Here is a 23,168-nt window from a genome sequence, read left to right on the forward strand (position 1 = left end):
AAAATCTAATGCATAGCATAGCCCAGTGGCATAAACCTTAGCTGAACTTGATGACTTTTAGTGGGAGTGTACATCAGCAGGTGCAGGCTTTGCGCCTGCCCCCAGGCACCCGAATTAACTACAGCAACAACAATAGTTGCTGTAGTGGATGTTTAGGTTTAACGCCTTCTAAACGTTTCACCTGGCTGCGACAGGAAAACCCAGTCACCAGCACCTGATCAGCGCCAGTGTTTTTCACATTCTGCTGCCAGCTCATCTCGTATAAGGTCTTGCTGTTGTCAAAATTCTGCGCTTCGTGACCATAGGTACCGGCCATACCACAGCAACCAACAGACAAAGCTTTGAGTTCCAATCCGGCTTTGGCATAAATCTGTTTCCACTGATTTTCTGTCGATGGCAAGGCGGTTTTTTCTGTGCAATGGGCTAATAAGCTAAAACTCTGTCGACTCGCAACTGCTGGCAGCTCTTGTTTTACCAGCCATTCGTGGAATAAGTCCACCTGATAGTTGCCACGCTGCGAGCCTAAAGCTTTGACATATTCATCCCGGTACACCAGCACTAAAGAAGCATCTAAACCCAGCAGCGGTGCACCCAAAGACGCCACCTGATTTAAAAAGTCAGAGGCTGTTTTTGCTGTTTTGGCGAAATCGCGTAAAAAGCCTTTTACATGCTGGGGTTTGCCATTAGGTAAAAAAGGTAATAACACAGGGCGAAAACCCAGTTTCTCAATCAGCTTTAACGCATCAGCCACTAAATCAGCCTCATAGAAGCTGGTAAAAGGGTCCTGCACCAACAGCACCAGTTTTTGCTTTTCAGTCTCTGGCAAGGCTTGCAGGGCTGTTAAATCAAAGTGGTACTGGCCCTCTACCCTTTGCTTTAAGGTGGGTACTGATAATTGCGGTGTATCAACATAGCCCACCGTCTTTTTCAGCAATGCGGCCATCCAGCTTTGCTGCAGGAAAAAATTCACTACTTTCGGCATACTGGCAAGCAAAGGCGCTGAGCGTTCAATATTACCAACCAGATAATCTTTGGCCGGTCGCAAGTAACGACTGTGATACAACTGAATAAAACGAGCTCGGAAGGATGGCACATCCACTTTAATAGGACACTGACCGGCGCAGGCTTTACAAGCCAGACAGCCTTCCATTGCTTCCATCACTTCATGTGAAAAATCATACTGGCCTTGTTTTTTTTGCCAGCTGTTTTTGATTTTGCCAACTATACCCGACAGCGTCTGGGATTTATTTAGCAGCTCTTGCTCCTGCGCCAATACATCTATGCCCTGATTACTCATTAAGCGTAGCCATTCACGCATTAAACCAGCCCTGCCTTTTGGACTATGGCGCCTGTCTTTCGTGACCTTACTGGACGGGCACATGGGGGAATTTTCTTCGTAATTAAAACAGAGGCCATTGCCGTTGCAGTTTAAACTGCTGTCGAAACTGTCTTTCACCACCACTGGTATTTGCCGGTCATAAAAACCACGTTTGACATCATCGACACTGACTAACTGTTCTGTGCTGTTGATAGGAGTACAAATTTTGCCTGGGTTGACGCGATTAAAAGGGTCAAACGCCGTTTTTATTTTGCGCAGTTCGGTAAATAAAACCTCGCCAAAAAAATCCGGGCCATATTCACTGCGATAACCCTTGCCATGTTCGCCCCACATCAGCCCGCCGTATTTAGCCGTCAGTTTGACCACCTGATCAGAGATAACGCGTAACTGTTTTTCTTGTTCCGGGTCACACATATCCAAAGCCGGACGCACATGCAGCACCCCGGCATCGACATGACCAAACATGCCATAGGCTAAACCGTGACTGTCGAGTAAGGCTCTGAATTCCATGATGAAATCAGCCAGATTTTCAGGCGGAACTGCGGTATCTTCGGTAAAAGGAATAGGCTTTTTGCTGCCTTTGGCGTTTCCTAACAAACCTACTGCCTTTTTACGCATCGCATAAATCTGGGTAATAGCATTGTTATCATACGTCAGCTGATAGCCAATAATGCCCGACTCACCGTTTTCGACAGACTGTTGCAAACGAGCTTCTAATTGCTGAACCTTTTGCGCCATATCCGCTTCGTTTTCAGCATTGTATTCGACCATATTCAGGCCCAGCATAGTTTTGCCAGGCACATCTTCAATAAAGTCTTTTACCTGATGCCAGATAATATCGTTGCGGGCTAAATCCAGTACTTTGCTGTCGACGGTTTCCACTGAGGTCGCCTGAGCCGCCACTAAAAATGGCGCATTTCTAAGCGCACTTTCAAAGCTGTCGTATTTAACATTGACCAGACATTTGTAAGGAGCTATGTGCGTAATATTTAATTTAGCTTCGGTGACAAAACCTAAAGAGCCTTCAGAACCCGTAATAACACGGGACAAATCAAACTGAGTTAAGTCCTCGTTAAACACATGCTCTAAGTCATAGCCGGTTAAAAAGCGGTTCAGGCGAGGAAAAGTTTTTAGAATATCAGAGCGAAAATCACGGCAGCTGGATAACACCTGGCGATACACACGCCCAATACTGTCCTGACGCTCTGCCAGTTGCTCTGCTTCAGCTACAGACATGGCATAAGTATGCAGCGCTGTACCATCAATCAGCACTGTATCAAGGGATAACACATGATCACTGGTTTTGCCGTAGACCAAAGATCCCTGACCTGAAGCGTCTGTGTTGATCATACCGCCTATAGTAGCGCGGTTTGAGGTGGATAAATCCGGTGAAAAGAAAAAGCCATAAGGTTTTAAAAAAGCATTCAGCTGATCTTTAATCACGCCGGCCTGCACCCGAACCCAGCGCTCTTCCACATTAATTTCAATAATTTCACGCATATGGCGGGATAAATCCACCACCACTGCTGAAGTTAAGGCCTGACCGTTAGTGCCGGTGCCACCACCACGAGGGGTAAATTTTATGCCGCTAAAACTCACCGTCTGGGACAAAGAACAAATGAGCTGCACATCTGCAGCAGATTTAGGCAATAACACAGCAGCAGGCAGTTGCTGATACACGCTGTTGTCTGTTGCTACTGCTAAACGGCTGGCGTAACTCACTTCAATATCGCCGGTAAAACCAGCAGCTGTTAAAGCAGTGACATAAGCCTGTACCTGGGGATTAAGTGTTTCTGTCGCAGTTAACTTCGGGATCATAGGACGCACCAGATTTAAAACTGGGCCGAGTATACCAAAGCACAGGATAGATGGTCAGGGCGTCGGAAAAAAATTACAGTTTTTCCAATGCCCTGCTGCGCTTACATTGAAGGGATAAGTGGGTTAGTTGTCGTTTTTACGTTCCAGCACTTCACCTTCAATCACCCGGCCAGAAGTTTCTGAAGCTCTGCCTTGCTGTTGCGCTTGCTCGAAAAAAGATTTGCCCTGTTTACGCAGTTGGTGTCTTTTGTACAAAAACACCGGAATAAGTAACCAGCTCAGCATCAGTACAAAAAGTAACACACCCATGGCAAACACCAGCATGATGCCGGCCACCAGCCAAAGCAGAACACGGCTAAGGAAACTGCCCTGCTGTTTCTGACGGAATAAGGCCTGCCATTGTTGGGCTTGCTGTTGATAATTCATTGATTGCTCTCTTTAAAACGCCTGTTCATTGGCTCTGTAAGACTTAATGGGGATGATAAAACGAAATCCCAATGCCGGGTAAGACTGCAAAGTGTAACAAATAGTTCAGCCTGCTCTTTGAAGTGCTATCTCATCAGCTAAAGAAAAGCCCACCGAAGTGGGCTCTTTCAAAGAAGTACTGAATTACTGTTGACTGATTTTACAGGCATCCAGTTTCCAGACTTTTTCTACATAGTCTTCAATAGAACGGTCGGAAGTGAATTTGCCCATCAAGGCCGTGTTCAGTATGGCTTTTTTCGCCCAGCCTGCCTGATCACGGTACCAGCCATCCACTTTCTCTTGTGCTTTGACATAAGACTGGAAATCGGCCAGTACTAAGTACGGGTCGCCACCTTCCAATAAGCTGCGTTTAATAGCCGACAACTCACCTGGTTTACCCGGCGTGAAGTAGTCGGTTTCCAGCCAGTCGAGAATGGCTTTGATTTCAGCATCCTGATAATAATAATCCCAGCTGTGATAGCCTTTGGCCTGCAGTGCTTTCACTTCATCGACAGTTAAACCGAAGATAGAAATATTATCAGCCCCTACTTCCTCAGCAATCTCAATATTGGCACCATCCAGCGTACCCACAGTGATAGCTCCGTTTAACGCCAGCTTCATATTACCTGTACCCGAAGCTTCTTTACCTGCGGTAGAGATTTGCTCTGACACATCAGCTGCAGGGATCATTTTTTCTGCCAGCGTCACACGGTAATTTGGCATAAAGACCACTTTCAGACGGTTTTTAACTCTTTTGTCGTTATTGATCTTCTCAGCCACTTTGTTGATGGCGTAAATAATTTCTTTGGCCAGCTTGTAGCCAGGAGCCGCTTTAGCGCCAAACAGGAAAACACGAGGCACCATGTCGTAATCCGGGTTTTGCAAAATACGACGGTACAAAGCCAGAATATGCAGCAAGTTCAGATGCTGACGTTTGTATTCATGCAACCTTTTGATTTGAATATCAAAAATAGCATGAGGGTCGATGCTGATATTAGTCAGCTTTTTCACTACAGTGGCCAAGTCAGCTTTGTTTTGCTGTTTAATCGCCATAAAGGCGTCCTGAATGGCAGGATCATCAGCAAAAGCAGCAAATTTATTCAGCTGTTTTAAGTCTCGTGGCCATTCATCGCCAATGGTTTCATCCAGCAATTTAGCTAAACGTGGGTTACAGGCTTTTAACCAGCGACGAGGTGTAACACCGTTGGTGACGTTGGTGAATTTATCCGGCCACAAAGCCACCATTTCCGGGAATAAGTCAGATTTCACTAAATCAGAGTGAACCTGCGCCACACCATTGACACGGAATGAACCCACCACAGACAAATGGCCCATACGCACCATAGGTTCGTGGCCGTCTTCGATAATAGACAGCTTGTGTTTTTTGTCGTTGTCGCCAGGCCATAACACATCCACCTGCTCTACCAGGAAACGACGGTTAATTTCGTAAATGATTTCTAAATGGCGTGGCAATACTTTTTCAAATAAACGCACTGACCATTTTTCCAGTGCTTCTGGTAACAAGGTATGGTTGGTATAGGCAAATACATGCTGACAAATGTTCCAGGCATCGTCCCAGCTCATTTCAGCACGGTCGACCAGAATGCGCATCAGTTCAGGAATAGCCACTGCAGGGTGAGTGTCATTCAGCTGAATAGCCACTTGTTCCGGGAACTTGCTCCAGTCATCACCATTGGCGCGTTTGTACCGGCGAATAATGTCTTTCAGCGAGCATGAGCAGAAGAAATACTGCTGAATTAAACGTAACTCTTTACCTGCATCTGTTTCGTCATTTGGATACAAGACTTTAGAAATGGTTTCAGCTTCGATGTTCTGACGGGCTGCATCAATGTAACCCCCTGAGTTAAACACGTCCCAGTTGAAGAAATCACTGGCACGGCTTTCCCACAAGCGTAATACGTTCACTGAGCTGCCCTGATAACCCACCACTGGAATGTCCCAAGGCACACCCTTGATAATACGGCCCGGGTGCCAGACTTTTTTCATTTTGCCTTGCAAGTCATAGGTAGTTTCGACATAACCATAGACCGAAATTTCCTGCACAGACTCAGGGCGACAAATTTCCCATGGGTTGCCGTATTCACGCCAGCTGTCCGGACGCTCAATCTGACGACCGTCAGAGAAATCCTGTTTAAACAAGCCGTGTTCGTAATGAATACCATAACCAATAGCCGGATAGTTTAAGGTAGCCATAGAGTCAATAAAGCACGCAGCTAAACGGCCTAAACCGCCGTTGCCTAATGCCATATCTTCTTCCTGATCTTCCAGATCAGCAATATTTAACCCCAACTCAGCCAGCGCAGTTTTTGCAGCGTCGTAGATACCTATGTTATGCAGGTTGTTACTGAATAAACGGCCCATCAAGTATTCAAGACTGAAATAGTGAATGGCACGGGTATTTTGTTGATAGTGAGTGCGCTGGGTATTACGCAAACCATCGTACACATATTCGTTCACCGCAGCGCAGGTTGCACGCCACCAGGCCTGTGGACTGGCCTTGTTGACATCAGTGCCAAGGCTCCCGTGTAAATGTTTAATAATGCTGTTTTTTAACTCTTCCGTGCTCGGAAGCGCTGCAATAGCCACTGAAGCTTTTGCCTTTGAAGTCGTTTTTTTCATTGCCAAATCCCGGTTTGATGAGCGGTGAGCCGCTTTTTTTATAACTGTAGTTGTAGAAAAATTACAAAAATGGCGGGCAATAGTCAAGAATTTGCGCAAATAAAGCCTATTATCGTAATTTTATTACAACACGATAACAGGCTGTATCAGAGGCTTAAATGCTTGCAAACACCGCGTCCACAAAGGCTTTGGCGTCAGATTCAAGCTGCATTAAATGGTTTTGATCAACAAAACTCTCTAAGTAAATTTTGTAACTATTTTCTGTACCTGAGGGCCTTGCAGCGAACCAGCCATTTTTCGTAACGACCTTTACCCCGCCAATACTGGCATTATTTCCTGGTGCTTTTGTCAGCACTGCCAGTATAGGATCACCAGCCAACACTGTTTGTTGAACACTGCTGACATCGAGATTTTTCAATGCGTTTTTTTGCTCTGCTGAAGCAGCAGCATCCAGACGGCGATACAAAGGTGAACCAAACTCTTTGGTTAATGCCTGATACTGCTGATACGGATCCACTCCGGTTTTTGCCAGCATTTCTGCCGCCAGTAAACCTAAAATAAAACCATCTTTATCCGTTGACCAGACAGTGCCATCAAATCGCAGGAAACTGGCCCCGGCACTTTCTTCGCCACCAAAAGCCACAGTGCCCTGGTGCAAACCCTCAACAAACCATTTAAAACCAACTGGTACTTCGTACACTTTACGACCACGGCCTTCTGTCACTCTGTCTATTAAGGCCGAAGACACCAGAGTTTTGCCTATAGCTAAGTCGGTGGACCATAAAGGTCTGTTGCTTAATAAATAGTTAATAGCGACAGCCAGATAATGATTTGGATTCATCAGGCCGCCACTTCGGGTCACTATGCCGTGACGGTCAAAATCAGGATCGTTGCCTATAGCCACATCAAACTGATCTTTGAGCTGAATCAAATTTGCCATGGCATAAGCAGAGGAGCAATCCATACGGATTTTGCCGTCTTTATCCAAAGGCATAAAACTAAAAGCCGGATCCACCCGCTCATTGACGACAGTGATATTCAAACCATAAGTTTTGGCAATCACAGGCCAGAAGGCGATGCCTGAACCACCTAAAGGGTCGACACCAATTTTTACACCGGCTTTGGCAATAGCGGCCATATCAATGACGTTCGCCAGGTCATCCACATAAGGCTGGATATAGTCGATGTGCACACACAAAGGTGATGCCAGCGCCGCTTCGTAGCTTAATTTTTGTACCCCGGCTAACTGACCGGCTAACAGAGCATTGGCACGTTTTTGGATCCAGTCTGTCGCATCAGTATCTGCCGGGCCGCCATGAGGTGGATTGTATTTAATGCCACCATCTTCTGGCGGATTATGCGAAGGCGTAATGATCAGACCGTCGGCTAAATCCGCTGTACGGCCTTTGTTGTACCCTAAAATAGCGTGGGAAATCACAGGGGTTGGCGTAAAACCGCCATCCTGCTGAATACGGCTTTCAACACCATTGGCAATCAGTACTTGCAAAGCAGTGACAAAAGCAGCTTCAGACAAAGCGTGGGTATCTTTACCCAGAAACAATGGCCCGCTAAATCCCTGCTGCTTACGATATTCTGCAACAGCCTGCACTATGGCCAGAATATGAGCCTCATTAAAGGACTTTAATAAAGCCCCACCTCTGTGGCCTGAAGTGCCAAAACTAACCTGCTGACTGGTCACAGCCACATCAGGGCTCAGGCTGTAATAGGCAGCCATCAGTTGAGCTATATTAGGTAACATGGCGGCCGGGGCAGTTTGCCCTGCCAGCGGATGTAACGACATAAAAACTCCTTATAACAAATCGCGGATCCGTTCAACCTCAACAGAGCTGTAGCCTAATTTGCTGGCAACTTCCGTCAGCATCATTTTTTTACGAGTGGTATTGGAATTGGTGATCACCCAAAAATCTGTATTTGGAATAGGTTTTGGGTTGGTACTACTGCCCGCTTCCAACAAAGAAGCTTCAGACTGACCAAAATACAGTCTGTTACGACCTTTAATTTCCAGTACCTGAGCAAAATCACCACGATGAGCACGGGATAAGGCCGATAAAATAAACAAAAACCGGCCTACTACACTTTGCTCAGCCGATAAGTCCTGTGGACTGATAAAATCAAAAACCGAACCTGTTTTTTCCACAGCTGCAGCACTGGCTGTAGCCTTTTCCGCTGCAGCTTCCGGAGCAACTTCAACTGCGGCTTTAGCCACTTGTTTTGCAGCTGGTACAGCAGGAGCTTGTGCTTCTGTCAGGCTGACAATCAGTAGACGGCGCAGAATATCAGAGGCGCTTTCACCAATCTGTTGAGTCTGACTGGCGATAAATTGATAAAGGTCGTCATCTATTTCGATGGTTTTCATGAAGTTATTCCGCGTTTTTGAAAATGAATCCATTATATACCCTTCGTACTTGAAGCTGCAGCTTTGTTGACTGCGCTCTTCGCCCCAGTCACATAGGACAACTATGCTCCTGGGGTCTCAATCACTTGTCGCCTCCCTGCAACACCAATTACTTTGGGTATACACAGAGGTAGTCGCTGACGCCAGCCAGCTGTTTTGATACCATGCGCTATGTCGTTAATTCAGGTCGTTAAATCGGAAACAATAATGATATTACATACCGAGATCACAGGCCAGGGTCAAGCTATTGTATTGATCCACGGCCTTTTTGGTAGTTACGAGAACCTTGGCGTGATTGCCCGCGCTTTAGCCGGACAATGGCAAGTGGTCAATCTGGACATGCGTAATCATGGTCGCTCAGACTGGCACGATAGCATGTCCTATGCACTGATGGCAGAGGATATCAAAGATACTCTTGATCATTTGGGTTTGGATCAAGTGGCATTATTAGGCCATTCAATGGGTGGCAAAATTTCAATGGAGTTTGCGCTGCGCTACCCGGACAGAGTCAGTAAACTCATTTTGGCTGATATTTCGCCAGTGCAAAACAGACCACGGCACCTGCAGATTTTATCTGCGCTGGATGCTATTGACTTGAACAGCTTACAAAGCAGACAAGAAGCCGATCAGCAACTGGCTTTAGCTATTTCAGAAAACGGGGTACGGCAGTTTCTGCTAAAAAGTTTATATAAAGAGGAAAATCAGTTCCGCTGGCGCTTTAACATCAAAGCCTTAATTGCTAATTATCAGCAGTTACTGGAAGCGCCCACCAGCAAAGGCCCTTACCCTGGACCAACGCTCTTTATCAAAGGCTCGGAGTCAGACTACCTGTTGCCGGAACACCAGGGCCAGATCAGCGCACTGTTTCCCCACAGTAAAGCAAAAGTCATTATGGGCACAGGGCATTGGCTACACGCAGAAAAACCTGTCGCTTTTGCGAAAATAGTCACTGACTTTTTATTGAGTTGACGCAACTAATTCCCAATAAAATTGTGCTATAGTGCGCGCAATTTTTTGGGGCTATGGGTCATTATGAATATTGAGCAGTTTGAGACCTTAGGTCTGTTTCTGGGTGTAGGTGCCCTCTATCTGTTTATCGTGATGGCCATCTGGGATGTACTTAAAAAAAGTAACGCTCCTCGTTTTGGCAAAATTTTTGTGTGGTTAGTGCTGTTTTTATCACCGGCTGCTTTTTTAGCTAAAGTGATTTTTGAGTATTTTGTCGAATAAATGAGGTGCGCGACATGGCTAAAATAGCCACAGATCGCACAACAATAGATTTGTTTGCGCATGAAAAGCGCCCTGGCCGGCCAAGGACTAATCCTTTGCCAAGGGAAGAACAGTTAAAACTGAACAAGCGCAATCAAATCAAACGCGATCGAAGTAAAGGTTTAAAGCGTATAGAGTGCAAAGTGTCAGAACAGTTGTATCAACAACTGAGTTTGTCTGCAGAGCAGCAAAATATGACACGTAGCGCCTATATTGAATGGGTTTTAGAACAAGCGTTGACCAGGTAGAAGGCGAAAGTTATGGCAACTGTAGGTATATTTTTTGGTAGCGATACAGGTAATACTGAACATATCGCAAAAATGATTCAAAAAGAGCTGGGCAAACATTTGTTTGATGTGATGGATATTGCCAAAAGCACAAAAGAACAAATTGCCGGTTATGATTTGTTGCTGTTAGGTATCCCAACCTGGTATTACGGTGAAGCCCAGTGTGACTGGGACGACTTTTTCCCTGAGCTGGAAAATATCGACTTCAACAATAAGCTGGTCGCTATTTTTGGCTGTGGTGATCAGGAGGATTACGCCGAGTATTTCCTGGACGCTATGGGCACCCTACGTGACATTATTGAGCCTAAAGGCGCTATTCTGGTCGGTCAGTGGCCAACCAAAGGCTACAACTTTGTGGCGTCTAAAGCACTGGCGGACAACGACCACTTTGTTGGTTTAGGCATAGACGAAGACCGTCAGCCTGAATTAACAGAACAACGAGTGAAACAATGGTGTAAACAGATTTATGATGAACTGAGCTTAAAAGAGCTGGAGAATCTGTAATATTCAGGGGCAGAGCTTCAGCTCTGCCCCATTGTTTGACTAAGATACATCGCGGTACTTCGGCTTTTTGCGGATATACACCTTACGCTTTACTTCGCACACCAACTCACCTTTGTTGTCTTTTACATGCACGACAAAATCAGGAAAATATTTCTCCCCTGCCTCGGTTTGTTGTTTGATATGTTCAAGCTCGCTGTCTGTCAGCAAAAACTCAGCCGTTAATTTGCCCCGGCCCGGTGTAATGTAATTGATATCCGCCTGCTTATCCCAGACCATATACTCTTTACCCAAAGTACCCATCAGCATCAAAGGGTAAATAGGATCGGTCATCGCAAACATAGAGCCACCAAATTGACTGCTATTAATATTACGGGTCCAGGGCCTGTTTTTTAGCTCAACTTTGCAGTATCTGTAGTCCTGCGCCAATTCCACCACTTTAATGCCACTGAAAAAAAATGGCGGCCACAAATTTAATAAATGCCGCATCACGGCAGGATTAAACGCCCAACGCATAACCACCTCTGGTAAGACCTGTTTGACCGAATTCTAACCCCTTGTTTGAGCTTTGTCTGCGCTTTGTATGCATTAAGGGGCAGATTTATAGGTTGCTTCTATTGGTAATGGCCTTATAATCATTTGAAATTCAAGAAAGAGTAGAAGAATCCATGTCAGATCATAATACCGAATTACGTAAAGCAGGCCTTAAGGTCACACTGCCACGAGTGAAGATCCTCGATATATTGCAGGACCCGAATCATCAGCATATCAGTGCCGAAGATGTGTATAAGATTTTGCTGGAATTAGGTGAAGATATTGGTCTGGCCACTGTATACCGTGTATTAAACCAGTTTGATGATGCAGGCATTGTCACCCGCCACCATTTTGAAGGTGGTAAGTCGGTATTTGAATTGAGCCGCATTGATCACCACGATCACTTAGTCTGCTTAAACTGCGGTAAAGTTATTGAGTTTGAAGATGACGATATTGAGCGGAAGCAACTGGAGATTTCTGAGAAAAACGGCATTAAGCTGACTCACCACAGTTTGTATCTGTACGGTGAATGTGTCGATAAAAAGTCTTGCGAAGCAACTCGTAACAGCAAATAAGTTTTTGATCTGGTACACCAGGTGTGACGTTAAAAAGACCGGCTAGTCCGGTTTTTTTGTGCCTGTTAAAATTTGCTCTGTTAAATACTCCACCTCATTGGCCCAACAGCATTCAGGGCGAGGCTGATGCACACCAAACTGGCCTTTGAGTGGTCTGCAGTGGGTAATAGCATTTCGCAGCAATTGTGGCACTTCTGCCACACCATAACAGGCGCCTAATAAAGCCCCGGCCACAGCAGCGTTGTTGGCTGTGTCTCCGCCTCGTTTGATAGTATCAAGCATGGCATCCAGATAATCCTGTGCATACAACAGCTGCCAAATCGCATTCTGAAAACAGACCAGCACCTGAGCATCTGATTGCTCAAAGTCTATGGGTGGCATAAATAGGGCCTGATCAATAACCCGGATAATACGTTTGTCCACTTTCAGTTGTGACGCCCAGTCCTTGATCATCTGATACAGTTCATCTGCACTGCAATCATTTTCCAGCACATGCCCAAGCGCCATGACATACAGGCAGCTAATTTGCTGACAAAGCATATTGGGATGAGTCAGCGCCGTATCGGCCATAGCCCAGGCCGCAAGCTGGGGTAAAGACTGGTAAGGCACCATCAAAGCCACGGGCGCCACACGAGCTAAAGCTGTAGTGGCAGCAGACTCTTCATCCTGCTCAGACAACAAAGCACGTTTTAATTCATCAGGTACGGCAAAAGGTTCGGTTCTAAGCCAATATTCATAAGCTTGCCAGGCGCCCTCTTCCTGGTATTCACCATAATGGGCCAATAAGCGGCATAACAATAGCGAGAGCTCTCCACTGTCTGTGGTTTGTCCTGACAAAGTTTGCCATGGGTTTTGCAGCAAAATTTCAGTGAGTTCAAAGCTCAGTCGCTCATCCCTTTCGTTTTGCGCCAAGCCTTCAACAGCGGAGCCCAAAACTTCTCCGGCCAATAAGCCATACATCAAACCAAGCGCTTTGGATTTGAGCACCGGGTCGCTCATGCAGACCTCCGTTGTTATAAAGCCATCTGAGGCTAATTTTTGCGCATATCTAATTTATAAGGTATTGCAGCTAAGAAGCCAAGTACTTCGCTTTAAAATCAAGTAAATAGATGCATTTTTTCTCAATAAAAAAAGCCAGCACTCAGGCTGGCTTCGATACAAATATCACAACTTACTGGCCGTATTTTTCCGCCAGATACAACCAGGTTTCCAGTACAGTGTCCGGATTTAATGACACTGAATCTATGCCCTGATCCATCAACCATGCAGCAAAGTCTTCGTGATCCGAAGGTCCCTGGCCACAAATCCCCACGTATTTGCCTTTGGCTTTGGCGGTTTGAATCGCCATAGACAACAGCTTTTTAATAGCAGGGTTACGTTCATCAAACAGATGAGCAATTAAGCCGCTGTCGCGATCCAAACCTAAAGTCAGCTGAGTTAAGTCGTTTGAGCCTATGGAGAAACCATCAAAATACTCAAGGAACTCTTCTGCCAATAAGCAGTTCGATGGCAGCTCACACATCATAATGACTTTTAAGCCATTATCACCGCGTTTCAGACCATGAGCTTCCAGCAGTTCAATCACAGCTTTAGCTTCTTCCAATGTACGGACGAATGGGATCATCACTTCAACATTAGTAAAGCCCATCTCGTTACGAACCCGTTTTAAGGCTTCACATTCCATGGCAAAACAGTCACGGAAGTCTTCAGAGATATAACGTGACGCACCGCGGAAACCAATCATAGGGTTTTCTTCGTGTGGCTCGTACTGACGACCACCGACCAGGTTGGCGTATTCGTTCGACTTAAAGTCGGACATCCGCACTATCACCCGCTCCGGTGAAAAAGCCGCCGCCAAAGTAGAAATGCCTTCAACCAGTTTCATGGTGTAAAACTCGACCGGAGAGCTGTAGCCAGCCATCATTTGGCTAATGGTGGCTTTAAGCTCGTCAGTCTGAGCATCAAAGTTCAACAACGCTTTTGGATGCACACCAATCATACGGTTGATGATAAATTCCAGACGGGCCAAACCAATACCGGCGTGCGGCAACTTGGCAAAAGAGAACGCACGTTCAGGGTTACCGACGTTCATCATGATTTTCATTTTCAGCGCCGGCATTTTGTCTACACGTGAGGTCATCACGTCAAAACCTAAAATACCGTTGTAGACAAAACCTGTGTCGCCTTCAGCACAGGATACTGTGACTTCCTGACCATTTTTAATTTTTTTGGTGGCATCACCACAACCCACTACAGCCGGAATACCCAGCTCACGCGCAATAATAGCGGCATGGCAAGTACGACCACCACGGTTGGTCACAATGGCTGAAGCACGTTTCATGATAGGTTCCCAGTCCGGGTCTGTCATGTCGGTGACTAATACATCACCTGGTTGAATTTGATCCATATCAGCGATGCTGGCGAGAACCCTGGCTTTACCTGAACCAATTTTATGACCAATGGCACGGCCTTCAACAACAACAGGCGCTGTGCCCTGCAGTTGGAAGCGTTCCATTTCATTGCTGTCTTCGCGGCTGCGCACAGTCTCAGGACGAGCCTGAACTATATACAGCTTACCGTCCTGACCATCTTTAGCCCATTCGATATCCATGGCGCGGCCATAGTGTTTTTCAATGATAATGGCTTGTTTCGCCAGTTCCTGCACTTCAGCATCAGTCAAAGAAAACTGCTGGCGTAACGCCTCTGGAACGTTTTCAACAATGACCTGTTTGCCGTGGCTCAAGTCTTTGGAATACACCATCTGCAACAGCTTGCTGCCTAAATTACGACGCACTACGGACGGACGCCCCGCCATCACTGTAGGTTTATGCACATAAAATTCATCAGGGTTGACTGCGCCCTGCACCACCATTTCACCTAAACCATAAGAGGACGTGATAAAGACCACATCTTCAAAACCTGATTCAGTGTCAATACTGAACATCACGCCTGAAGCGGATAAGTCTGAGCGCACCATACGCTGTACACCGGCAGACAAAGCCACACCGCGGTGGTCATAGCCCTGATGCACACGATAAGAAATAGCGCGGTCGTTAAATAGTGAAGCAAATACGTGCTTGATGGCTTCAATGACAGCAGCATAACCACGGACGTTTAAGAAAGTTTCCTGCTGACCCGCAAACGAAGCATCAGGCATATCTTCAGCTGTAGCCGATGAACGCACTGCAAAGGAGACATCTTCAGCACAGCCTTGTTGCAGCTGCTGGTAAGAGGTTTGAATAGCCTGTTCGAATTCACTTTGGAACGGTGTGTCAATCACCCATTGGCGAATTTGAGCACCGGCTTTGGCCAGAGCGGTGACATCATCAACGTTGAGACCGTCCAACACTTGATAAATACGCTCGTTCAGACCACTCTGTTCAAGAAATTGATTAAAGGCATAAGCTGTAGTGGCAAAACCACCCGGAACTTGTACCCCTGCATTTGCCAGGTTACTGATCATTTCACCCAATGAAGCATTTTTACCACCAACGCGAGGAACGTCGTGCATGCCCAGGTCCTGGTACCAAACAACGAATTCTTGCACAATGAGTCTCCAATTTTTGTTGCAGGTTATGTAAGCTTACATGACAAGCCACATAAGCAGGCTAATTCTACACTGGCACTAAAGTTAAATAAAACCTTAATTTATAATGTAATTTAATAACGACAAAATGGAGAAAACCGTGAGAACAGCCTTTTATATATCTGATGGCACAGGCATTACTTCTGAGGTGTTCGGACACGCGCTGCTGTCACTGTTTCCGGCGGAATTCGACCATGTCACCATCCCATTTGTTGAAACTGCCGAGATCGCATTACAAGCCAAGCAACGAATAAACGATCGTTATAAAACAACCGGTATCCGCCCCTTAATTTTCCAGACCTTTGTCGACGAAGAATTACGCCAGATTATTAATAGCAGCGATGGCGTCTGTTATGACTTTTTAAATGCCTTTATTGAGCCCATGCAAAAAGAATTAGGCGTAGCTGCTATGCCCAAAACGCACCGCACTCACAGCATTCATGAAAAAACTTATGATTTTCGTATTGATGCAGTGAACTATGCACTGGCTAATGACGATGGCGTAAATTTAAAGGAGTACGCCAAGGCCGATATTATTCTTGTAGGTGTCAGTCGCTCAGGTAAAACCCCCACCAGTTTATACCTGGCGCTGCAGTACGGCATTAAAGCGGCCAATTACCCTTTTGTGCAGGAAGATATGGATATGCTGCGTTTGCCGCCTGAACTTAAGGCGCAAAAAGGCAAACTCTTTGGCCTGACCATCACCCCTGAGCGTTTAAGCAAGATCCGTGAACAACGTCGGCCCGGCAGCAAATATGCGTCTTTACGCCAATGCAAACTGGAATTAGATGAAGTAGAAGCTTTGTATCAGAAAGAAAAAATCCCTTTTTTAAATTCGACTCATTTGTCGATTGAGGAAATTTCGGCGAAAATTTTGTCGCAAACCGGTTTAAAACGTCAAAAGTATTAAGTCTTTTCGCTTGTGCTAGCCTCTTGCAGCAACCGCTGTGCATGCAAGGGGCAAAGCCGGATCGGCTCGCCTTTTTCTTTACGCTTGACGAGTTGCACCAGCAATCTGTTGACTGGCGCATCCAGCTTCAATTGTTCAGCCAAAGTCACAACAGCGCCATTGAGAAAATCTATTTCGGTGTTTTTGCCGGCTTGAATATCATCCCACATGGAAGAACGCGCATCTGGCGATATGGCCAGCATTTTTTTTGCCAGTCGCTTAAATAACCAATTTGGGCTATGTAACAGCAACGGAATATAACTGTTGGGAATGCTGGTGTAAGAGTAAGTTTCTATCTGCAGGCGCCTGCATAAGTCCAGCAGCTCCAGCATGGCAGCTGCCAGTAATAGCCGATAAGGACGTTGTAATAATTGGTGCTGCAATGGAATATCAGATAAAGCGTTAATGGCATTGTTCAGGTTGAGCAATAATTTGCCGAACTCGGCCGCTTTCATACTGTCCTGCTGTTTTGAACTGATGCCCTGGCGTTGCAACTGAGTCAGGACAGCTAAAATTCGTGGATCGGCCGTCTGTTGCCAGATCATGTCCGAGCCTGTAGTCCGGGCAAAAAAGCCTGGCCTGATTTTTACCACATTAAAGGGCACTATGGCGCGGATCACAGTCTGAGTTAAAAATTGCTGATACAAGGGCCTGATCGCCACACCATTTTGTAAAGCAACCACAGTGCAATCGGCTGAAAGATGAAACCCAAGTTGGGGTAATAGGAATTCCAGATCCAAAGCTTTGACTGTGACCAGCACCAGCTCTGCACTACGAAGTACGTCAAGTTCAGTATAAACAGCAGGTGAGGCAAGCCGATAACAGGCGCCATTTAAATCCTGAGCTGTTAAGCCATAAGCAGCGGCTTCAAGCGCCATTTTTTCGCGCCCGATAAAAAACACTTCAAAAGCAGGAGACTGGCAAAGCATGGTGCCGAGGTAACAGCCTATAGCACCAGCACCAACTACAGCAACACGCAGAGGCGCTGAACTGCTGGCTGAAAAATCAGACAGCAGCTCAGCAGCAGTATGTTTATTTGCGGACCGCACGAAGGGTGTCTGCGATCAGGAAAGCCAGTTCCAGCACCTGATCTGAATTTAAGCGAGGATCACACTGAGTGGTGTAACGCTTGCTTAAATCGTTTTCTGATAAACCATAAGCGCCACCCGTACATTCGGTGACGTTATCGCCGGTCATTTCCAGGTGAATACCACCAGCATGAGTGCCTTCTGCCTGATGCACCGCAAAGAAATAGCGGATTTCACGCAAAATGGCTTCAAAGTCACGGGTTTTGTATTCATTGCTGGCTTTGACTGTATTGCCGTGCATCGGATCTGAACTCCAGACCACTTTGCGGCCTTCGCGTTCTACCCGACGTACTAAGGCAGGTAATTTCTCCGCCAGCTTATCAGCGCCCATCCGGGTGATTAAGGTCAGGCGGCCAGGAATGTTTTCCGGATTTAAAGCGTCAATTAAACGCAATAAATCCACTTCATCCATACCAGGGCCTACTTTCACACCCACAGGGTTTTTGATACCGCGGAAAAACTCAATATGCGCATGATCCAGTTGACGGGTGCGTTCACCTATCCAGACCATATGAGCCGAACAGTCGTACCATTCACCTGTTAATGAATCACGGCGTGTTAGGGCCTCTTCGTAGTTCAGCAGCAAGGCTTCATGCGAGGTATACAAAGACGTTTCACGAATGGACGGTGAATTTTCAGCCGTGATACCACAGATTTCCATAAAACGCAGTGCTTCCTGAATACGCTGAGCGACATCCTGATAGCGGCCTTTCAGTGGATTGGCATCGACAAAACCCAGATTCCAGCGGCTGACCTGATGCAAGTCGGCTAATCCACCTTGTGCAAAAGCACGTAACAAATTTAAGGTGGCCGCTGAATGATGGTAAGCCGTCATTAAACGGTTTGGATCTGGCTTACGCGCTTCTGCTGTAAATTCAAAGCTGTTGACTATGTCACCACGGTAGCTGGGGTGAGAGACACCAGCTATGGTTTCTAAATCGCTGGAGCGGGGCTTGGCGTATTGGCCAGCCATACGTGCTACTTTAACTACAGGACAACCGCCGGCAAAGGTCAGCACCACGGCCATTTGCAGTAATACTTTAAAAGTGTCACGAATTTTTGGTGCATTAAAGTCACTAAAACTTTCCGCACAATCGCCACCTTGCAGTAAAAATGCTTTGCCTTCAGCCACTTGTCCAAGCTGACTAAAGAGATCACGAGTCTCTTGCGCAAACACCAAAGGCGGATATTTGTGCAATTGCTGCTCAACAGTGCTGAGCAAAGCCTGATCATCGTAATGTGGTTGTTGTTGGATTGGAAAAGCTCGCCAACTTTGAGGCGTCCAGGTCGTCACTTTAAGTAGTCCTATAATTCTGAGTTGATAGTTAATGTCACTAGGTTATTTATCCGCAGACAAAGTAAATTTATTGGCGGCTAAATTCAATGCTTAAATGAGTATATTGCGCTGAAATGTATAAATAGTCCGAAATTTATCGACAAAAACACCCAGATGTCTAAACATCTGAAAATATCAAGCCTTTTTTAGCAGGGTTTTGGCGCTGAAAGCGGCATTTAAAATGGAGCTTTTATGGTGGAAATTCAGGCTTTACAGCAGTTGGAGCAGAAGCTGAATCAGGTGATTTTAGGTAAACCTCAGGCTGTGCGGCTGGCCTTGTGTTGTTTATTGTCGGAAGGTCATTTACTCATCGAAGATTTACCAGGTTTAGGCAAAACCACCCTCGCCCATGCGCTGGCTTTAAGTTTAGGTGTTCACTATAAAAGAGTGCAGTTTACTAATGATATGTTGCCAGCCGATCTGCTGGGGCAATCGGTATTTTTAAGAGATACTCAGGAGTTTCAATTCCGCAGTGGCCCTATTTTCAGTCAGATTTTATTGGCCGATGAAATCAACAGGGCCAGCCCCCGTACTCAAAGTGCTTTACTCGAAGCCATGGAAGAAAAACAGGTGTCTGTCGATGGTTTGTCTTACGCTTTGCCTAAGCCCTTTTTTGTTATAGCCACCCAAAACCCGTTATTTCATGCAGGTACCAATGCCTTACCTGAATCACAACTCGACCGTTTTTTGATGCGGCTTGCCCTTGGTTTTCCGGATCTGCAGACGGAAAAACTGATTCTGCAGCAAGATCATGGCCAATCCCGTTTAGAAGGACTGACCCCTTGTCTTAACGAGCAGCAACTGCTGTTATTGCAACAGCAAGTGGTTCAGATCAAAGTCAGTGACGCCTTGCTTGATTATCTGCTGGCATTGGTGACACAAAGCAGGCAGCAACAGGATTGCCTGCCACTTTCACCACGGGCAGCTAAGGCTTTGCTTCGAGCCACTAAAGCTTTTGCTTTGTTGTCCGGCCGTCATTACGCCACAGCAGAGGATGTGCAGCAGGTGTTTCCTTCTGTGGCAGAACACAGGCTCAATCCAGGTTCTTCCAGAGACAACAAAAGCCTGAGTCTGCAATTACTGCGCAAGGTGCCTTGCCCTCTATGACACTAAAGATGACAGTGTGGCAAAAAATTAAACAGAAATTCAGGCTGCGATTTTATCGCTGGCTGGATAAACGTCAGCCAGCCTCCACTGAACTCACATTGCGCCAGCATCTGCTTTATGTCTTCCCCAGTGCTTATGGCGCCTGGTTTGTGCTGCTGATCATGTTGTTATACATCTTTGGTAGCAACTATCAAAACAACCTGATCCTGCTTTGTGCTTATCTGCTGCTGTCGTTATTCTGTTGCTGCATTCTGGCGGCTTTTTTTAATCTGTACAGATTACAGCTAAAAACCAGCCCACCTTTATCTATGCCCTTACACACCTATGCCGGCCAAAGCCTGACGCTGAGCTTGGCCTTAAGCCATACAGAGCATAAAAAAATGCTGTCTTTTTCCGGTGATGAGTTTGAAGCTCTTTTATTTGAAACTCTGCCAGAGCTATTGCCGCTGGAACTTTATCCGCGTCAGCGGGGTTTTTATCAGCTACAACGCTTTAAGCTTGAGTCCTATTTTCCCTTTGGTTTGATCCGTTGTTGGACCTATATTCAGTTGCAGCAACCCTATTGGGTGTATCCGGCACCCGCTGAATTAAAAAACACCCATGCAACGCCACACCAACAGATCCCGGATCAGCCGGATCAACTGGCACCTTATCTGCCCGGAGATCAGGCTTCAAGCATTGACTGGAAACGACTGGCAAAAAATCCCTGGCAACCTGTGGTTCGGCAGAACTCAGAGTCCAGTATGCCTGCTCTACCTAAGACGCTTGTTGTCACTGCCACAGGCGCTGCTTTAGAGCTGCAGTTGTCACAATTTTGTTTTTTGCTGCATCAGTATGAACACCAAGGCGAAAGTTACAGCCTGAGCACCCCACTCAGTACTATTGGCCCCGATCAGGGGCAAGCCCATTTGCATCGTTGTTTACAGGCTCTGACCTTATGCTGAATCCGGCATTTATTCCCAACGCCCTGCTGTTGCAGCTGATGTTACTGGCACTGTTGCAGCAAGGCTTAAGCTGGTGGTCCAGTCTGGTGCTGATGGGCATACTGCTGTTTAAATACATCAGCTTCAAATCACAGCAAAAAGTCAGGATGATGACGATTAATGCGCTGGCTGTTATGTTGTGCCTGTTGTTGCTTTCGCAGCTATGGCAACAGGATATGCAGGACTCCATGCTGCAGTTGTTGTTTTTTTCGGCCGCACTGCGACTTTTTTCTATTCACTCTGAGCTCCAACACGCCAAAAAACTGGTGTGGGTGCAGTATTTTTTAATCACCACAGGTTTTATGCTCAATCAAAGCCTGTGGTTTGCCAGCGCTGTGTTTTTGTTATTTTTCTGCAATTTGTATTTGCATTACCTGCTCTTTGCTCCGGTGCAACAAAGTAAATTTCGCTGGAGCGACATTCGTTTACTGCTTTGGGTCATGCCTTTTTGTATCACGCTTTTTGTGTTGTTTCCGAGGCTGCCGCCTTTATGGCAAACCGAACGCCAGCATCAGGCCCAAACAGGTTTAGCCGATGAGCTGTCGTTGGGAGGACTGGAAAGATTAGTGCAAAACGACAGTCTGGCATTCAGGGTTGAATTTAAGGATGAAAAACCTGCTCAGCATGAACTCTACTGGCGGGCCAAAGTGTTTGAAGCTTTTAATGGTCAGGACTGGCTACCCGATTTACAGCGCACGCCACAACAGCCTGTGACCACACCAGGCCGCTATCACTATCAACTGGTGGTTGAAGCTCATTTTCAGCGTAGCCTCTTTAGTTTGGGCCAGGTCAGTCAACTGCAAGGACAAGTCCAGACTGTTGCTGCTGGTTTGATTGAAAGCCGCCAGCAAATCAGCAGACGTTTTTCTTATAGCCTGACCTCAAATGGTTCGGCTGTTGCCCAACAAAACACCGGGGAAGCAAAACGCAATCTGGTATTGCGTCATACCAACCCGCAAGCCAGTGAGCTGGCGCACCAACTAAAACAACAACACACAACAGCTTCAGCTTATGCCCGTGCTCTATATCAGTATTTTGAACAGCAGCAATTCAGTTACAGTCTGCGCCCGCCCGTACTGAACCAACAAGCTCAGGTGGACCAGTTTTTGTTTCAGCATAAAGTGGGGTTTTGTGGTCATTATGCTTCTGCAGCAGCATACCTGTTTCGCGCTGCTGGTATTCCTGCCCGCGTAGTTGCAGGCTATCAGGGCGGCGTATGGCAGGCTCAAGGCGATTATCTGCAGGTATTACAAAAAGATGCTCATGCCTGGGTCGAATATCTGGAAGATGGCTATTGGCGGCGTTTTGATGCCACAGTGATAGTGGCGCCGCTGCGTTTAACCCAGGGCTTATCTGATGCATTGTCTTTGTCTGAACGGCAATTTTTAGATCAATTCTTTCAGCGCGGTTTTTTAGGCAGCTGGCTGCAACAGCTGGAATGGCTGGATTATTATTGGTCGGTGTGGGTACTGAGTTTTGACCAGACAGAGCAGCGTTTTATCTGGCATTATTTTAAAACCATGCCCTGGTTATGGATAGGCACAGGCATCACAACATCATTGCTTCTGGTGCTGATCATTTACCTCTGGCTACACCGCAGCGTCCAAAGCCAAAACAGTCTGTTACGCCAACGCATGCTAAAGGTACTGCGGCCTTATGGTGAAAAGGCAGATCATCAAAGTATGGAGTCCTACCTGCGCCAACTGATCGATCTGCATCCCGCACTGACAACACAACTGAATGAACTCTTGTCCGCCTATCAGCAGTTTGAATTTGCAGAGCAGCAGGAGCAGTTGCAACAGTGCCGCAAACTGCTCCATCAATTGGCAAAACATAACAGTACTGCTGGTTAAAAGTGCTGTCAGTTCAAAGTTGGGGCTATTAAGTACTGAGGATACGCAACGCGCTTTGTAAATGCTCGGCGCAATTACGCCCCAGATCGGTCAGATAACCGCCGTCAGCCTGGGTTAATAGGCCTTTTTTATGTAAACGCTCAATGGCTTCTTTTGCACCTGGATCGGCTGATTTATGGGCCTTAATGCCTTCCAGCGAAGTATCCAGGTTAAATAAAGTCAAAATACGAATCTCATCATTCAATTGTGAATTTACCGGCATCTCGTCTTTTCCTTTGTCGTTGTTTTGCTAGAAACTAGACCCTATTTGACAACTTTTCCAGCAAAAGTGCCTGTACTCTTTACATTCCGTTCTTCGTTAGCAAAAACCGACTGTTTTTAATACGGTTTGCTGTATTTTTAAGCATATATTTCCTATAGTC

20 protein-coding genes are annotated in these 23,168 nt (G+C 46.3%); 9 read left to right on the forward strand and 11 right to left on the reverse strand.

Translation table 11 applies throughout. The features are described from left to right. Positions 1 to 118: 118 nt before the first annotated feature. The 5 genes from ydiJ to seqA all read right to left on the reverse strand — a co-directional run bounded on the left by ydiJ (position 119) and on the right by seqA (position 8,639). Positions 119 to 3,157, reverse strand: coding sequence for a D-2-hydroxyglutarate dehydrogenase YdiJ (gene ydiJ, locus J2W69_RS04180; RefSeq protein WP_310274841.1), 3,039 nt, complete (start codon positions 3,155 to 3,157; stop codon positions 119 to 121). A gap of 123 nt (positions 3,158 to 3,280) precedes the next feature. Further along, the gene (locus J2W69_RS04185) at positions 3,281 to 3,583 is read right to left on the reverse strand and encodes a hypothetical protein (RefSeq protein WP_310274843.1); all 303 of its coding nucleotides are present in this window, start codon (positions 3,581 to 3,583) and stop codon (positions 3,281 to 3,283) included. A 183-nt stretch (positions 3,584 to 3,766) separates the two neighbouring features. Continuing rightward, positions 3,767 to 6,262, reverse strand: coding sequence for a glycogen/starch/alpha-glucan phosphorylase (locus J2W69_RS04190; protein ID WP_310274845.1), 2,496 nt, complete (start codon positions 6,260 to 6,262; stop codon positions 3,767 to 3,769). A gap of 154 nt (positions 6,263 to 6,416) precedes the next feature. Next, positions 6,417 to 8,063 carry a phosphoglucomutase (alpha-D-glucose-1,6-bisphosphate-dependent) gene (gene pgm, locus J2W69_RS04195; RefSeq protein ID WP_310274847.1) on the reverse strand — a complete coding sequence of 549 codons (1,647 nt, stop codon included), beginning with the start codon at positions 8,061 to 8,063 and terminating at the stop codon, positions 6,417 to 6,419. 9 nt (positions 8,064 to 8,072) lie between these two features. After that, complete coding sequence (gene seqA, locus J2W69_RS04200; RefSeq protein ID WP_310274849.1) at positions 8,073 to 8,639, reverse strand: replication initiation negative regulator SeqA; 567 nt, start codon at positions 8,637 to 8,639, stop codon at positions 8,073 to 8,075. A gap of 246 nt (positions 8,640 to 8,885) precedes the next feature. On the opposite strand from seqA, the gene J2W69_RS04205 reads away from it, so the two are divergent. From J2W69_RS04205 to fldA, 4 genes are all read left to right on the forward strand, one after another. Further along, positions 8,886 to 9,647 carry an alpha/beta fold hydrolase gene (locus tag J2W69_RS04205; RefSeq protein WP_310274851.1) on the forward strand — a complete coding sequence of 254 codons (762 nt, stop codon included), beginning with the start codon at positions 8,886 to 8,888 and terminating at the stop codon, positions 9,645 to 9,647. Positions 9,648 to 9,710: 63 nt separating this feature from the next. Further along, complete coding sequence (locus tag J2W69_RS04210) at positions 9,711 to 9,908, forward strand: DUF2788 domain-containing protein (protein ID WP_008897434.1); 198 nt, start codon at positions 9,711 to 9,713, stop codon at positions 9,906 to 9,908. Positions 9,909 to 9,922: 14 nt separating this feature from the next. Continuing rightward, positions 9,923 to 10,195: a LexA regulated protein gene (gene ybfE / locus J2W69_RS04215; RefSeq protein WP_008897433.1), complete on the forward strand. Its 273-nt coding sequence runs from the start codon at positions 9,923 to 9,925 to the stop codon at positions 10,193 to 10,195. A gap of 12 nt (positions 10,196 to 10,207) precedes the next feature. Beyond that, a complete protein-coding gene (gene fldA, locus J2W69_RS04220; protein ID WP_008897432.1) occupies positions 10,208 to 10,738 on the forward strand; it encodes a flavodoxin FldA in 531 nt (176 codons plus the stop codon). Between the two features lie 39 nt (positions 10,739 to 10,777). Here fldA and J2W69_RS04225 read toward each other — a convergent pair whose 3' ends face one another. Then, positions 10,778 to 11,251, reverse strand: a complete 474-nt coding sequence (locus J2W69_RS04225) for a DUF4442 domain-containing protein (protein ID WP_310274855.1) — start codon at positions 11,249 to 11,251, stop codon at positions 10,778 to 10,780. 152 nt (positions 11,252 to 11,403) lie between these two features. On the opposite strand from J2W69_RS04225, the gene fur reads away from it, so the two are divergent. After that, on the forward strand, positions 11,404 to 11,844 hold the full coding sequence (gene fur / locus J2W69_RS04230) for a ferric iron uptake transcriptional regulator (RefSeq protein ID WP_310274857.1): 441 nt from the start codon (positions 11,404 to 11,406) through the stop codon (positions 11,842 to 11,844). 42 nt (positions 11,845 to 11,886) lie between these two features. Here the strand turns inward: fur and J2W69_RS04235 are convergent, their stop codons facing one another. Together J2W69_RS04235 and ppsA are read right to left on the reverse strand one after the other, a co-directional pair. Beyond that, positions 11,887 to 12,843, reverse strand: a complete 957-nt coding sequence (locus J2W69_RS04235) for an ADP-ribosylglycohydrolase family protein (protein ID WP_310274858.1) — start codon at positions 12,841 to 12,843, stop codon at positions 11,887 to 11,889. Positions 12,844 to 13,015: 172 nt separating this feature from the next. Then, the gene (gene ppsA / locus J2W69_RS04240; RefSeq protein WP_310274860.1) at positions 13,016 to 15,391 is read right to left on the reverse strand and encodes a phosphoenolpyruvate synthase; all 2,376 of its coding nucleotides are present in this window, start codon (positions 15,389 to 15,391) and stop codon (positions 13,016 to 13,018) included. Between the two features lie 139 nt (positions 15,392 to 15,530). Between ppsA and ppsR the strand changes: the two genes are divergently transcribed. Further along, entirely contained in the window at positions 15,531 to 16,340 is an 810-nt protein-coding gene (ppsR, locus tag J2W69_RS04245) for a posphoenolpyruvate synthetase regulatory kinase/phosphorylase PpsR (RefSeq protein WP_310274862.1), read from the forward strand. Here ppsR and J2W69_RS04250 read toward each other — a convergent pair. Continuing rightward, a complete protein-coding gene (locus tag J2W69_RS04250; protein WP_310274864.1) occupies positions 16,337 to 17,428 on the reverse strand; it encodes a 2-dehydropantoate 2-reductase in 1,092 nt (363 codons plus the stop codon). The genes ppsR and J2W69_RS04250 overlap by 4 nt on opposite strands. Next, the gene (locus J2W69_RS04255) at positions 17,412 to 18,761 is read right to left on the reverse strand and encodes a class II 3-deoxy-7-phosphoheptulonate synthase (protein WP_008897426.1); all 1,350 of its coding nucleotides are present in this window, start codon (positions 18,759 to 18,761) and stop codon (positions 17,412 to 17,414) included. The genes J2W69_RS04250 and J2W69_RS04255 overlap by 17 nt, the downstream gene beginning before the upstream one ends. Before the next feature lie 234 nt (positions 18,762 to 18,995). Between J2W69_RS04255 and J2W69_RS04260 the strand changes: the two genes are divergently transcribed. From J2W69_RS04260 to J2W69_RS04270, 3 genes are read left to right on the forward strand one after another with little or no spacing between them, the layout of a single operon-like run. Continuing rightward, positions 18,996 to 19,910 (forward strand): AAA family ATPase, encoded by a 915-nt coding sequence (locus J2W69_RS04260; protein WP_310274867.1) that lies wholly within the window; start codon positions 18,996 to 18,998, stop codon positions 19,908 to 19,910. Then, entirely contained in the window at positions 19,907 to 20,854 is a 948-nt protein-coding gene (locus J2W69_RS04265; RefSeq protein WP_310274869.1) for a DUF58 domain-containing protein, read from the forward strand. The genes J2W69_RS04260 and J2W69_RS04265 overlap by 4 nt, the downstream gene beginning before the upstream one ends. Continuing rightward, a complete protein-coding gene (locus J2W69_RS04270; protein ID WP_310274871.1) occupies positions 20,848 to 22,746 on the forward strand; it encodes a transglutaminase TgpA family protein in 1,899 nt (632 codons plus the stop codon). Before J2W69_RS04265 ends, J2W69_RS04270 begins: the two co-directional genes overlap by 7 nt. 28 nt (positions 22,747 to 22,774) lie before the next feature. On the opposite strand, the gene J2W69_RS04275 is transcribed toward J2W69_RS04270, so the two are convergent. Next, entirely contained in the window at positions 22,775 to 23,008 is a 234-nt protein-coding gene (locus J2W69_RS04275; protein ID WP_008897422.1) for a TIGR02647 family protein, read from the reverse strand. Positions 23,009 to 23,168 lie beyond the last annotated feature (160 nt).

This window comes from Rheinheimera soli (genome assembly GCF_031457405.1).
Taxonomy (GTDB): Bacteria; Pseudomonadota; Gammaproteobacteria; order Enterobacterales; family Alteromonadaceae; genus Pararheinheimera; species Pararheinheimera soli_A.